Source organism: Pedobacter ghigonis (assembly GCF_903166585.1).
Classification (GTDB): Bacteria; Bacteroidota; Bacteroidia; order Sphingobacteriales; family Sphingobacteriaceae; genus Pedobacter; species Pedobacter ghigonis.
The window spans coordinates 191,455-205,218 of record NZ_CAESCM010000009.1 but is presented as its reverse complement, the minus strand read 5'-3'; the positions used below and the strand labels follow the sequence as shown (position 1 = coordinate 205,218).

Here is a 13,764-nt window from a genome sequence, read left to right as displayed (position 1 = left end):
GTGCGTCCTTATCATGAGCGAATGAGGCTGACCAGGATTGTTCTAATACAAAATCAGGTACAGGTAAGCATAAACCACAGGAGCTGCCAGCAATAAACCATCAAAGCGGTCTAATAGGCCGCCGTGCCCAGGCAATAACCCGCCACTATCTTTGGTATCCAGGCTGCGTTTTAACATCGATTCTACCAGATCGCCCAGGGTACCAAAACTGGCAATTAATAAAGCCATACCTGCCCAAACCCAAACCGGACTTTCGGTAAATAAGAAAGACAGGCCATAGGCTACCAAAACACTGGTAAACATACCACCAAAAAAGCCTTCCCAGCTCTTTTTAGGCGAGTGGCGCTCAAATAATTTACGTTTACCATATTTTACCCCAAAAAGGTAAGCACCCGTATCGTTTGCCCACAACATCAGTAAAAATGCCAGTGGAAAGTGAAAATTATATTCGTTCCAGTTTTTTAAAAAGCCTAGTGCGTGGAAGAAACAAAAAGGAATGGTTACATAAACAAAGCCAACAAAAGTGTAAGATATATTGGCAAAGGGAATTTTATTTTTCTTGTACAGCTCGGTAATAAAAACCGAAAAAATAAGCGGTATACAAAGCAACAGGTACTTCACATCGTATTTAAGGTAATGTAAACCTGCAGCCATTAAAAAGACAAGCGCACCTGCAGCCAGACCAATATTTCTATGCGGCCTGATACCCGAATTTTTAATCAGTTTATAAAACTCAAACAGCGATAAAACACTTAAAACAAGATAGAATGCCGTAAACGTATAAGTACCCAGCAAAATAGAGCCAAGCATTACAATGGTAAAAAAGAAAGCGGTTATTGCCCTGGTTTTCATGTTAAAAATGTAAGATGGGAGATGTAAAATGGATGATGTTTAACCTGTTACTCGATTTCATTTTCAACGATATATTCGATGGCCTTATCGAAATCTGCTTTATTAACCAGCACATTTATTTCGCCAATATAATAAGCGGAAAGCTGTTTATTCATTGTTACGGCTGGAATTCCGGCTTCTGTTAAGCCTTGTTTTAATACCTCGGCGGCAAAGGCATCGCCAGTGGTATATACTTTAACCCAATTTTCGCTCACGTGCTGCGCTATCTTTAAAAAATTTAAACAAAGCTATGGTAATTATTGCACTAATTAAATAGCCATACCACGGAAATCCGATTGGTTCGTCGGCTTTATCGAGCGGCATATGGTGCTTTTGCATGTAAAAGGCTGCGCAAACAGCATAAGCATTATTTAAAAAGTGCGCAAACATGGCGTACCAGATACTGCCGCTATAATAATACAGGTAACCAAAGCCGGCTCCAAGCAGCATCCGTGGTACGAAACCATAAAACTGCACATGTATGGTACTAAAAATAATGGCCGAAAGCCATATCGCCACGTGTGGATTGCCAAAAGCGCGCTCCAATGAGCGCTGTACACCACCCCTAAACATCAGTTCTTCTCCAATGGCAGGTAAAACCGCAATCATCACCAGGTTTACGATAAAATCGAAATTACTCCGTACCGTAATCAGCTGGATAGTCATTTTAGCTGCCAGCTCTTCTTTTTCTTTCATCCAGGCCTCAATTCCCTTTAAAAAGCCTGGCAAAGCCATTTTTTGGTTCCAGATTACCGTCCACTCCATAAAGGGCATACTCACGATCATTATAATTACCACCAGCAAAAGCAATAAAACCTTTGGCTGCCTGAAGCTATAAAACCTGGTAATTTTTGTTCTTTCTGATAAGGCCAGGGCCAGCGGAGGTAAAATAAATGTACCTATCGAACTTAAAATCTGTATCAATTTCAAACCCGAAATATACCTGGCATCGCCCGATAGAAGCAGGTCCAAATTACTCACCAAACCCATCCCATACATGGCAATACAGATTACAACTGCAATGATGCTGAAAACAAAAGCCCCTGCAACTGCGTAAAATAAAAGTAAAAGTAATTGTAAGAAAGGATTGATTTCCTCGCGTTTAGGTGTTACAAAATTCATTATTTGTACCTTTGTATGTTTTATTAATCGTTGAAGATAGAAAATGTCTGTAAAGATAGGAAATATTGATTTAGGAGCGTTCCCGTTATTGCTTGCCCCAATGGAGGATGTGAGCGACCCGCCATTCCGTTATGTATGCAAACAAAACGGAGCGGATATGATGTATACGGAGTTTATTTCTTCGGAAGGGCTAATCCGTGATGCAGCAAAAAGCAGACAGAAACTGGATATTTTTGAGTATGAAAGACCTATCGGTATCCAGATTTTTGGTGGCGATATCGATCACATGCGCGAAGCTTCTGAAATTGCCTCTGCAGCCGGACCTGATCTGGTTGATATCAATTATGGCTGTCCGGTAAAAAATGTAGTTTGCAAAGGCGCCGGTTCAAGCCTCCTTCAGGACATTGATAAAATGGTAAAAATGACAGATGCCGTAGTTAAGGCATCGCACCTGCCGGTTACCGTTAAAACCCGCCTGGGCTGGGACGATAACACCAAAAATGTTCGCGAAGTGGCCGAAAGGTTGCAGGATGTGGGTATTCAGGCATTAACCATTCATGGCAGAACAAGAGCACAACTATACAAAGGTGAGGCCGACTGGACGCTCATCAGGGAAATTAAACGTAACCCGAGGATCACGATTCCAATTTTTGGCAATGGGGATGTAGATAGCCCTGAAAAAGCAGCAAACTGGCGCATGGAATACGAAGTGGATGGCATTATGATTGGCCGTGCGGCTATTGGTTATCCGTGGATTTTCCGCGAGGTTAAACATTTCTTCGAAACCGGCGAACACCTTCCCGGACCAACTATTGAAGAGAGAATTAGCGTTTGCCGTACACATTTAGATAAATCGCTGGAATGGAAAGGTCCTAAAACCGGAATTTTCGAAATGCGCCGCCATTATGCCAATTATTTTAAAGGGCTACCTGACTTTAAACCTTACCGCATGCGCCTGGTGGCTGAGCCAGATATCAACAACATTTACAGTATTTTAGCAGAAGTGGCAGAAAAATTTGCACATTACGATGCCACGAAAGTACTGGCTTGATTTTTGAATAGTTTTTTATACATTCGTTATCATCATGGTTACAGCTATTACAGACGGAGTTAAAGTTTCGGTAGAAACGGTTTACCAGCCAGAATATTCTAATCCTGCCAATGAGCATTATATGTTCGCTTATCGTGTAGAAATATCCAATCTCTCAGATTATGCTATACAGTTAATGCGTCGCCAATGGTTTATTTTCGATTCTAACAGTAGCCGCAGAGAGGTGGAAGGAGAGGGCGTTGTAGGTTTACAACCCATCATTCAGCCAGGTGAAACCCATGTGTACGTATCAGGCTGCAATTTGAAAACCGATATGGGTAGTATGAAAGGTACCTATCTGATGAGACGCGATATTGACGGTTCGGAATTCGATGTAGATATTCCTGAATTTCAGTTAATCGCTCCTTATAAACTGAATTAATTTTTTTTATTGTTACTGTACTGCCGCAAATCGTCATTTTTGATTCGATAGCTATGGCATGAAGCGCGGCGGAATGCCTACTCGTACACGCGGGGAGAAATCTTTAAATCAAACAAACTATAGATTTCTCCGCTACGGTCGAAATGACCACAAATCTATTAAAAAAGCAATTTCAACATTTCATTTTAAAGTTAGTCCTGCTATTAACCTTTTTAGTAGCATAAAGCAGATTTTATGCCTCATGCAACCACAAATAGCAGAACTCCCTTCGGCCACCTAAACCTGATCGGAACGGGCATGAGTGCAACGAGTAAAGTGGAGAGCAGGACAACCTTAGCCGATAACAAACCGAACCCCGATTTCCCAAACAATCATTATTTCAAAAATATCTTTAAACAAAAATGGCCAGAATAAAATCCTGGCCAACATGTATTTTAAATTGATTACTGCTAATCTCTGCTTCTTCCAAAAAGCATCGAAGCATAGTACAGCAAATTCGCCAGGGCACCAACTGCTGCAACAACATAGGTCATTGCGGCCCACCACAAAGCATCTTTTGCCTGCGTATTTTCTTCCTGGGTTTGCATTACGCCATAGTTATTTTTCAACCAGGCTAAGGCCCTGTTACTCGCATCGAACTCAACAGGAAGCGTTATAATGCTAAATATGGTTATTAAAGCCAAGCCCACCACGCCAATTGCCAACACAATAGGGTTACCGGTAAAACTGATTAAAAGCACGCCAATTAATAAAACCCATTGTAAAAGGTTAGACGAAATGCTTACCACCGGAACCATGCTACTCCTTAAATACAGCCAGTTATACGATTTGGCTTGTTGCAAGGCATGACCGCATTCGTGTGCTGCAACTGCTGCTGCTGCCACACTGCGGCTATAGTAAACATCTGTACTTAAATTTACAGTCTTATCTGTTGGGTTATAATGATCAGTTAATTGTCCTTCGGTACTCATCACCTTCACATCGTATATCCCGTTATCGTGCAGCATTCGCTCTGCCACCTCTTTGCCCGATAAACCTGAGCTCAATTGCATTTCGGCATATTTGGAAAACTTGTTTCTAAACCGCCATTGTACAAACATGCTCAGTAATAATACCGGGATGATTAATATTAAATAAACTCCCATTTTCTCATGTATGTTTTTCATTTCTGTTATATCAAAAAGCGTTCCCATATTATTTAATTGTTAAAAACAGTACATTTATAGTATGCCAAATGCACTTTCATACTGGGAAAGAGAATCATTTTTTAATTACGATATGATTATTATTGGCAGTGGCATTGTGGGGCTAAATGCAGCAATCCACCTTAAAAAATCGGCACCATCTTTAAAAATAGCGCTGCTCGAAAGCGGTTTTTTACCAACGGGAGCCAGCACCAAAAATGCCGGTTTTGCCTGCTTTGGCAGCATTTCTGAACTCATTGAACAAGAAGAAAAGGCTGGTTTAGCCGGCTTGGCCACACTCATAGAAAAGCGCTGGAAAGGCTTGCTTAAGCTCCGCAATTTACTTGGCGATAACACTATTGATTACCAGTGTTTGGGTGGTTACGAAATATTTAGAAAGGGTGACCACTTATTGGCCTCAGCATGTGTAGCCAAAATTGAACATTATAATCAGTTAACACGTAATATAGTTGGTTCTGATGCTTTTAGCGCCAATCCGAAAAAAGCAAATGCTTTTGGTTTCGGACCAATTGAAACATTAATCGAAAATAAATATGAAGCGCAGATCGATACCGGCAAAATGATGTTTGCCCTGATCCGCTACGCGCAACAACTAGGCATTTGCATATTTAACAATTGCACGGTAGATTGTATTACCGAAGAATCACAAGGACTGAATTTAATTACTGCAAACGGTACTTTTTCCTGTAAAAAAACAATTGTAGCCACCAACGCTTTTATCAAAGATTTAATTCCAGAAGTAGACATCTTTCCGGGGAGAGGGCAGGTTTTAATTACCAAACCCATTAAAGGTTTAAAAATTAAAGGCACTTTTCATTACGATAAAGGCTATTATTATTTCCGCAACATCAATAATCGGATTTTACTGGGTGGAGGCCGTAATATTGATTTCAAAGCAGAAGAAACCACTACTTTCGGGCAAACCGCAACAGTTCGGAAGGCCTTGCAAAATTTACTGAGCACTTTTATTTTACCACAAACGCATTATGAAATAGATCAGGAATGGAGTGGCATCATGGCCTTTGGCAAAACACTCGAACCGCTTATTACAGAAATTAAACCCAATATATTTTGTGCAACACGCTGTAACGGCATGGGTATCGCCATTGGCTCGCAAACAGGAGAAGACGTGGCTGAACTACTTTTAAAAAATTTATAATTTATCCATTTCAGCTTGCATCAGCGTTAATTTTTGCGCAAACTGATCTCCTGTCTTACTGTACTTTTTAACTTCATCTGCCCAATAGTTAAACTTCTGTTTGTTTTTTAAGAGATAGTAATGATAGGCTATATTGTGTGCCATTTCACTTTTTGAAGCGCTATCGGAACAATCTTTATCAGCATTTTTATATGTTTCTTCGGCATCTGTTAATTTAATATTGAGTTGCGCGTAAACAAGCTCCTTATGTAGCAAACAATCTTTTGGGTTTTCACCGATTGCCTGTTTTAATAAAAAAACTGCCTTATCATATTGCTTAAGTACATTATAGGCAAATGCAAATTCAAAAATCAATCCGTTGTATTTTGGATCGATAGCTTTTACTTTCTCTAAGTATACTAAGGCTCTATCTGCCAAATCCCACTGATTGTAAACAAATCCTAAACGAAAAAGCCTGTGAACGTCATTTTCATCGGTTTTATATCCTTTTAACCAATCTGGGGTATTCTGTATCTGAAGATCGGCAAATTTCGAAGCAGGAATAAGGGCAGCCAAAACTCTGGTTGGTGGAATACGATGTTTAACCATCGAATTATTGATCTTTCTGGCTATGTATTTTCCGTTTTCGTCTATCTTAAAAGCTCCTTCAACATTTAGGGTTAAGCCAGCCTGATTATCCAAATAAATAAATCCAAAATTATAAGTGCTGTCTTTGTTCATTGGAAAAGTAACCCACTTATCCTCACAGTTAATTAAGGATTGGTTAAATTGAAGTTCGGTTTGAGCTTTTGATCCGATAGACCAAAGTAGGAGAAACATGAATATATATTTCATTTGAGCGTTTAGATATTATTTGAGCATTTATAGATGCTAAATATAGAAATTTACTAAAACGTTAGCAAATCCGATATTTCACTCATTTTTAAGCTTAAACAAATTATTCGATTCCCAAAAATCCTGGAGATAAAGATACGTCAAATGCTTCGCCAAAAACGCCCTACTTAAACACGATTGTTTTATTTCCACTTACAAACACGCGGTCTTCGAAAATTAATTCCAGTGCCTCCAGCAATACTTTTTTCTCAATTTCCTTTCCGGCGCGCACCATTTCCTTTACGCCAAAATTATGGTCAACATGGTTGGTATGCTGGGTAATAATAGGCCCCTCATCCAGGTTATCGGTTACAAAGTGGGCCGTTGCACCAATAATTTTTACTCCCCTTTCAAAAGCCTGGCGATAGGGGTTGGCACCAATAAACGCCGGCAAAAATGAATGGTGAATATTGATGATCTTACCGGCATAATCTTTTACAAAACCGGCCGATAAAATGCGCATAAATTTGGCCAGCACCAGGTAATCTACATCAAATTGATTAATGATTTCCTTTATTTCCGCTTCAAAAGCACTTTTATCTTTTCCATTATGATCGACATAATAGAATGGGATGCCTAGTTTCTCAGTAAAATCACGTAAAGATTCATAGTTGCCAATTACGCACTTTACATTGGCACCCAAAGTTTTAAACTGGTTTTTGATCAGTATTTCGGCCAGGCAATGGTATTCTTTCGTTACCAAAACTGCAATCTGTTTTTCCTGTTGGGTAATTAAATTAACCTCAGCATTTTCTGGAAGCTTTTCGAGCAGTTTCTCTTTCAGCACTTCGGCATTTCCCAGCACTCCGGTACAGGCTATGCGCGTAAAGAATGCCTTGTTTGCTTCGTCAACAAATTCGCGCATGGCAATAATGTTAAGCTGATGCGCAGCCAATACACGGGTAATATGTGTTACTAAACCAACCTGGTCGGGGCAGGAAATGAGTACAGTTAATTCGTTCATTTATATACAGAAAACCAATGATAAAAATTTTTCCGGTCATTTTCCGACTTTTTAATGCAATAGCTTGCTTTAAATGTGCTAAAAGCTTTGGTGCCGACCATTTAGTTATTCACTCAACACCGAAACATCCGGCGAATTATTTTGGTAAATACACTTATTTTTTTGAATTTTACTAAATTTTTTATCATTATGGAATATATTGCCGTTGCGCTATTAGTTGTTGTTTTAATTGTATTGATCATTTTGCTGGTTAGAAAGCCGCAAACACCTATTGCTCAATTTTCAGTTGAAGATTTTGAACGAATGAGGGTCGAAAACGAATCGCTAAAAATTAACCTCGCCAAAGCCGATGAGCGGGTGGCTAATTTATCTACAGAGAAAGAACATGTTACCATTTTGCTTAAGCAGGAGCAACAGCGCCTGATAGATGAACTGCAATCGGAGCGCGATCGCCTGGCCGATGCCAACCGTGAGCTGGAAAGTACCCGGTCTTTTTACCTGGCCGAAAAAGAAAAACTGGCTGAGCAAAAGATCAGTTTCGAACAGTCGCAACAAAAACTCAATAAGGATTTCGAGCTAATTGCAAATAAAATACTGGAAGAAAAATCGACTAAATTTATTGAGCAGAACCGTACTAATCTGGATATTATCTTAAATCCGCTTAAAGAAAACATCAAAGCTTTTGAAGACAAGGTAGAAAAAGTGTACAAAGCTGAATCGGATGAAAGAAATACGCTGAAAGGAGTAATCTCTTTATTGATGGACCAAAGCAAGCAGATACAGGAAGATGCCAATAACTTAACAAAGGCTTTAAAAGGCGATAGTAAAAAACAGGGAAACTGGGGCGAGGTAATTTTAGAAAAGGTTTTAGAACGATCAGGCTTAGTGCGTGATCAGGAATATCGTACTCAAGCTACTCACACCGCTGCAGATGGCAGCCGCTTTCAACCAGATGTGGTAATCGATTTACCCGACGATAAACATCTTATTGTCGACGCTAAAGTGAGTTTAGTTGCTTATGAGCGTTCTGTATCAGCCGAAACAGATGAAGAGCGTGAAGGCTATGTAAAACAGCATTTGGCATCTATTAAGAATCATATACAGGAGTTATCATCTAAAAATTACCAGGATTTGTATAAAATTAACTCGCCAGATTTCGTTTTGCTTTTTGTTCCAATAGAATCGTCGTTTAGCATTGCTGTTCAAAAAGATGCAGAGTTATTCAATTTTGCGTGGGACAGGCGGGTAGTAATTGTAAGTCCGTCTACTTTACTGGCAACTTTACGCACCATAGCCAGCATGTGGAAACAGGAGCGCCAAAACCGAAATGTAATGGAAATTGCCCGCTTAAGTGGCAATATGTACGATAAATTTGTCGGTTTTATTGGCGATATGGAAAATATTGGCCGCTATGTTAAGCAAAGTCAGGATGCTTATGATAAGGCGTTGAACAAACTATCTGAAGGATCGGGCAACCTGGTTAATGCTTCAGAAAAAATTAAAAAACTGGGGGCAAAAGCAACAAAACAAATCGACACCAAATATTTAGATATTACCGATTAAGCTTAGTCGTTTTGCAACAAAAGGGGCGAAGCCCCTCGATTTTTTTTGGCAATTTTTATAAAAACACAAGCTAAAAACCTACTAAGTTAGTGATTTTTATTTAAACCCTATTAGACGATTTTTTTTTATATTTTTTGTTCTTCAGTATATAGTGCAATTATTTGGTTATCAGTCTGAATAAGATTAATCTCTATTAACAAAAAATCGTCATTGCAGGAATTTTTCAGCTGAAAAGCAAACATCAAATAGGATTTTAAACTACATTATTTAATGATTGCTCACTTCTTTCGGGGATGTAGGATCCTTTTTTAACTGACAGATACTTACAAAAAGCAAAACAACAATACTTGCAACCCATAAATAATAACCCGAAGAAAATGAGATAATTTTTCCAGTAGAACCACTTTCAGAAATCAATATTTCTTTCCAACGTAAAAATGAAATAGCTAGAAAATTTGCTATAATAATAAAATAAATTGATCCCTTTCTATTCTTAATCAATAAGAATAAAGAGATAAAATATAAAGGATTAGCAAGCCATACCAGAAACTCTGAAGTACCTCCGCCTAATATGGCAATACTGCCAATTATAAAATAGAGAAATGATTCGTCAGATTTTAAACCGTTTCCTGTTTCAATAATTAAAGCAGGTCTGGTTAATGAAAAAACAAAGAGACCAACACTTAAATAAAGTGCCGGTCTCTTCAAAATATCGCTTATTATTATCATTTATTTAAAAGCATTCCAACCCTGGGCTTTTAACTCATGTACATTGTTTGATTTCGAAACCATTTTACAACCCGAATTTTTATCGGTTACATGTCCAATCACCGTGATATCTACATCATGTTTCAGTTTTTTATAATCATCCTGACTAATGGTAAATAGCAATTCGTAATCTTCGCCACCACTTAAAGCACAAACAGTTGGGTCGATTCCCAGTTCACGCGCTGTTTCGTACGTCATCGGATCTAAAGGAATTTTCTCTTCGTAAATCGTAATGCCTTTATCGCTTTCAGTTGCCAAATGCAAAATTTCAGAAGCCAAACCATCCGAAATATCAATCATCGAGGTAGGTTTAATATCCATTTCTTCTAAAAGTGCCACAATATCCATGCGCGCTTCGGGTTTTAACTGACGCTCAATGATGTAATCTTTGCCTTCCAGATCAGGTTGAATCTGCGGATTTTCCAGATAAATTAATTTTTCACGCTCCAATATCTGGAGGCCCATGTAGGCACCACCCAAATCACCGGAAACACAAAGCAAATCATTTTCCTGGGCACCGTTTCTGTACACCACTTTATCGGCATCGGCATAGCCAATACTGGTAATACTGATTACCAAGCCCTGTTTACTCGACGAAGTATCGCCGCCAATTAAATCGATATTGTACTTATTACAAGCCAGTTCAATACCCTTATAAATTTCCTCAACAGCCTCCAAAGGAAACTTGCTCGAAACACCAATAGAAACCGTAATCTGACTGGCCTTTCCATTCATCGCATAAATATCGCTCAGGTTTACCTGTACCGCTTTGTAACCCAGGTGGATTAAGGGCACATAAGCCAGATCGAAATGTATTCCTTCCAATAAAAGATCGGTTGAAACCAGTGTCTGTTTTCCTTTGGAATCCAAAACAGCAGCATCATCGCCAATACCTTTTACCGAATAGTCATTTCTGATTTTAAAATTTGTGGTTAAGTGTTTGATTAAACCAAACTCTCCCAATTCATTAATATCTGTACGTTCTTTATTTTCAAACATATATTTGTTCTTTCTTCAATATTTTTTATCGTCATGCTGATCCGATAGCTATCGGATTTGTTTCAGCATCTCTTTTTATAACTTACAACATTCATCACCTATACATCCTTCATCACGATGACAATTTTTTATTTTCCATCCAATTCTTTCCTTCTGTAAACCTGGCAATTAACATGGCTGCCACATTATCGCCAGTTGCATTCAATAATGTTGCCATCGGATCGACCAATGTGCCAATAATCATGGCTGGAGGCAAAGCCTCTGGTGGGAGCTGGTAAGCCGAAATCATCAATAACTCGCCAATATAACCGCCATTTGGTATGCCACCTTCAACAATACTGACCAAAACTGTAATGCCTAAAGCCAGAATAATGGTATCAACATGGGCCAGATCTTTTCCAAAAATGGCAAAAACAACTACAATTTTAATGATCGAACTAATACTCGATCCATCTTTGTGCAGTGTAGACCCCAGTGGAATGGTTACATTGGTAATATATGCCGGAACGCCCATTTTGGTAGTTCCATCCAAATTAGCCGGTATGGTAGCAATGCTGCTGCAGGTACCAATCGCAGTTAAAGAGGGCACAATATTGTTTTTCCAAAATATTTTTATGGCTTTAAATCCACCTGCAATAAAAGCATAAAGGGTAAAAAAGACAATAAAATAAAATGCGCCAACCCCATAATATAAACCCAGCGCTTTTGCATAAGTTCCAAAAAGTTGCGGTCCGAAAACACCAACCTGGTAGGCAAAATAAGCACCCAAACCAATAGGCCCCAGTTTCATGATCAGGATAATCAGTTTTTTCATTACCTCATTTCCCGATACCAAAAACTTTTTAAATCCCTCGCCCGATTCTTCAGCATATAGCGTTGAAAAACCAACCAAAACCGAAAAAATAATCAGCGCCAGCATATTTTTACGACTGCCAATTTCATAAAATTCGCTAACCGTAAAAAGCTGAGTCATTTGCTCGCCAACTGACTGAATTTTAGTAGTTTCTTCGGGTAAATTACTGGCCGCCAGTTGTTGGTGAATAGGAAACACCCAGCTGGTCACCAACGTTAAAACTGCCGAAATTAAAACCGTTGCCAGAAAAACCAAAACCATAATGGTTAATAGCTTTCCCAATTTTTTTGAGCGGTCTATATTGGCAATTGCCGATGAAACCGCAAAAAATACCAATGGAATTACAGCCGTAAACAACAGGTTTAAAAATATATCGCCCAGTGGTTTTATACTTTCAACACTTTTCCCAAAAATTAAACCGACTATGCTCCCAACTGTAATACCAGCCAAAAGCCACAATAAACCCGCATAATTTTTAAGGATGTTGTTCTTTTCCATATAGCTTAAATAAACTTATCAGGTTTTAAAAACCTGATAGGTTTGTGAAGTATTATAAACCCAGCTCTGCTGAAATATCCAGCATTCTCTGAATCGGTTTACGGGCCTGATCAATAATATGCTCAGGTACAGTAACTTCCGGATAACCATTTTTAATACATAAATATAGTTTTTCCAGCGTATTTCTTTTCATATAAGGGCAATCGTTACAGGCACAACTGTTATTTGGCGGGGCCGGAATAAAGGTTTTTGACGGATTTGCCTTTTCCATCTGGTGAATAATGCCACTTTCTGTAGCTACAATAAATTCAGTAGCCGGGTTGCTAATTGTATATTTTAACAAACCAGTAGTAGACCCTACATAATCAGCCATTTTTAAAATCACTTCCTCACATTCTGGGTGTGCAATAAATTTAGCATTCGGATGGCGTTCTTTCAGTTTTGTAATTTTTTCCTGCGAGAAAATTTCGTGTACCATACAGGCACCATTCCACAATACCAGATCCCTTCCTGTCTTTTTAGCCACATAAGCACCTAAATTCCTGTCGGGGCCAAAAATTATTTTCTGGTCTTTAGGCAAACTCTGCACAATTTGCACCGCATTGGTACTCGTACATACGATATCACTTAAAGCTTTTAATTCGGCCGTACAGTTTACATAAGTGATTACCAGGTGATCGGAATATTTTTCCTTAAATTTCTTAAACAGGTGAGGCGGGCAACTGTCTGCTAACGAGCAACCTGCCTTTACATCGGGTAATAAAACCTTTTTTCCAGGCGATAAAATCTTGGCAGTTTCGGCCATAAAATGCACGCCGGCAAATACAATTACATCAGCATCCGTTTTCGCAGCTTCTTGCGATAAACCTAAACTATCGCCAATATAGTCGGCAATATCCTGAATATCAGGTTCTTGATAGTAATGTGCGAGTATAATTGCATTCTTCTCCTTTTTTAATCGCTCAATCTCGGCAAAAAGATCGAGCGTCGGATCAATTTCTTCTTCTGCGAAACCTTTTTTATTGATTTCTTCTAAGACATCTATGTTCATTATTAAATTTTCCTTTTTTGAATTTTGACGTTGGTCAAAGATAAAGCTTTCCACGTCTCAATAATTAATAAGTATTTTTAAATAAATAATTCTTGTTTGTTTATTAGTGTGTTAATAATGTTGGCAAGTTCAGAAAATTCTTTCTTTAAGATAAGTTATTAATCGTTTACTAACATTTAGATTACATTTATCTAATATCATAGGTTTGATTTTCAGGCTTATCGAAAATCGCTTCAATTTTTATCAATACTGGAATGTTAATTGTTTATAAGTGGGGAAAAAGTTAATTACTTGTAGAAAGCTGGTTAAAAATTGCGCAAAAGATTGTGGCAAATTGTGTTTTTAG

At 38.5% G+C, this 13,764-nt stretch carries 14 protein-coding genes; 4 read left to right on the top strand and 10 right to left on the bottom strand.

Annotation, left to right across the window (positions count from 1 at the left end):
• Positions 1 to 42: 42 nt before the first annotated feature.
• Genes HWV58_RS14520 through HWV58_RS14510 form a run of 3 tightly spaced genes read right to left on the bottom strand, consistent with a single transcriptional unit; the run spans position 43 to position 2,013 of the window.
• Positions 43 to 852, bottom strand: a complete 810-nt coding sequence (locus HWV58_RS14520) for a phosphatidate cytidylyltransferase (protein WP_175634793.1) — start codon at positions 850 to 852, stop codon at positions 43 to 45.
• Positions 853 to 899: 47 nt separating this feature from the next.
• On the bottom strand, positions 900 to 1,106 hold the full coding sequence (locus HWV58_RS14515; protein WP_175634792.1) for a putative signal transducing protein: 207 nt from the start codon (positions 1,104 to 1,106) through the stop codon (positions 900 to 902).
• A complete protein-coding gene (locus HWV58_RS14510; RefSeq protein WP_175634791.1) occupies positions 1,087 to 2,013 on the bottom strand; it encodes a CPBP family intramembrane glutamic endopeptidase in 927 nt (308 codons plus the stop codon). Before HWV58_RS14510 ends, HWV58_RS14515 begins: the two co-directional genes overlap by 20 nt.
• Before the next feature lie 43 nt (positions 2,014 to 2,056).
• Between HWV58_RS14510 and dusB the strand changes: the two genes are divergently transcribed.
• Both dusB and apaG read left to right on the top strand, forming a co-directional pair.
• On the top strand, positions 2,057 to 3,064 hold the full coding sequence (dusB, locus tag HWV58_RS14505; RefSeq protein WP_175634790.1) for a tRNA dihydrouridine synthase DusB: 1,008 nt from the start codon (positions 2,057 to 2,059) through the stop codon (positions 3,062 to 3,064).
• A gap of 34 nt (positions 3,065 to 3,098) precedes the next feature.
• Positions 3,099 to 3,485: a Co2+/Mg2+ efflux protein ApaG gene (gene apaG, locus HWV58_RS14500; protein ID WP_090767373.1), complete on the top strand. Its 387-nt coding sequence runs from the start codon at positions 3,099 to 3,101 to the stop codon at positions 3,483 to 3,485.
• Between the two features lie 449 nt (positions 3,486 to 3,934).
• On the opposite strand, the gene HWV58_RS14495 is transcribed toward apaG, so the two are convergent.
• On the bottom strand, positions 3,935 to 4,630 hold the full coding sequence (locus tag HWV58_RS14495) for a zinc metallopeptidase (RefSeq protein ID WP_175634842.1): 696 nt from the start codon (positions 4,628 to 4,630) through the stop codon (positions 3,935 to 3,937).
• Between the two features lie 82 nt (positions 4,631 to 4,712).
• Here HWV58_RS14495 and HWV58_RS14490 point away from each other — a divergent pair, with 82 nt between their 5' ends.
• Positions 4,713 to 5,849 (top strand): NAD(P)/FAD-dependent oxidoreductase, encoded by a 1,137-nt coding sequence (locus HWV58_RS14490; protein WP_175634789.1) that lies wholly within the window; start codon positions 4,713 to 4,715, stop codon positions 5,847 to 5,849.
• Here the strand turns inward: HWV58_RS14490 and HWV58_RS14485 are convergent.
• Together HWV58_RS14485 and purU are read right to left on the bottom strand one after the other, a co-directional pair.
• Positions 5,844 to 6,683 carry a tetratricopeptide repeat protein gene (locus HWV58_RS14485; protein WP_175634788.1) on the bottom strand — a complete coding sequence of 280 codons (840 nt, stop codon included), beginning with the start codon at positions 6,681 to 6,683 and terminating at the stop codon, positions 5,844 to 5,846. The genes HWV58_RS14490 and HWV58_RS14485 overlap by 6 nt on opposite strands.
• A gap of 163 nt (positions 6,684 to 6,846) precedes the next feature.
• A complete protein-coding gene (gene purU / locus HWV58_RS14480) occupies positions 6,847 to 7,686 on the bottom strand; it encodes a formyltetrahydrofolate deformylase (protein ID WP_175634787.1) in 840 nt (279 codons plus the stop codon).
• A gap of 189 nt (positions 7,687 to 7,875) precedes the next feature.
• Between purU and rmuC the strand changes: the two genes are divergently transcribed.
• Complete coding sequence (gene rmuC, locus HWV58_RS14475; protein ID WP_175634786.1) at positions 7,876 to 9,249, top strand: DNA recombination protein RmuC; 1,374 nt, start codon at positions 7,876 to 7,878, stop codon at positions 9,247 to 9,249.
• Between the two features lie 267 nt (positions 9,250 to 9,516).
• On the opposite strand, the gene HWV58_RS14470 is transcribed toward rmuC, so the two are convergent.
• From HWV58_RS14470 to nadA, 4 genes are all read right to left on the bottom strand, one after another.
• Positions 9,517 to 9,978 (bottom strand): hypothetical protein, encoded by a 462-nt coding sequence (locus HWV58_RS14470; RefSeq protein ID WP_175634785.1) that lies wholly within the window; start codon positions 9,976 to 9,978, stop codon positions 9,517 to 9,519.
• A complete protein-coding gene (gene thiL / locus HWV58_RS14465; RefSeq protein WP_175634784.1) occupies positions 9,979 to 11,016 on the bottom strand; it encodes a thiamine-phosphate kinase in 1,038 nt (345 codons plus the stop codon).
• 112 nt (positions 11,017 to 11,128) lie between these two features.
• The gene (locus HWV58_RS14460) at positions 11,129 to 12,367 is read right to left on the bottom strand and encodes a dicarboxylate/amino acid:cation symporter (protein ID WP_175634783.1); all 1,239 of its coding nucleotides are present in this window, start codon (positions 12,365 to 12,367) and stop codon (positions 11,129 to 11,131) included.
• Between the two features lie 52 nt (positions 12,368 to 12,419).
• On the bottom strand, positions 12,420 to 13,418 hold the full coding sequence (gene nadA, locus HWV58_RS14455) for a quinolinate synthase NadA (protein ID WP_175634782.1): 999 nt from the start codon (positions 13,416 to 13,418) through the stop codon (positions 12,420 to 12,422).
• Between the last annotated feature and the right edge of the window lie 346 nt (positions 13,419 to 13,764).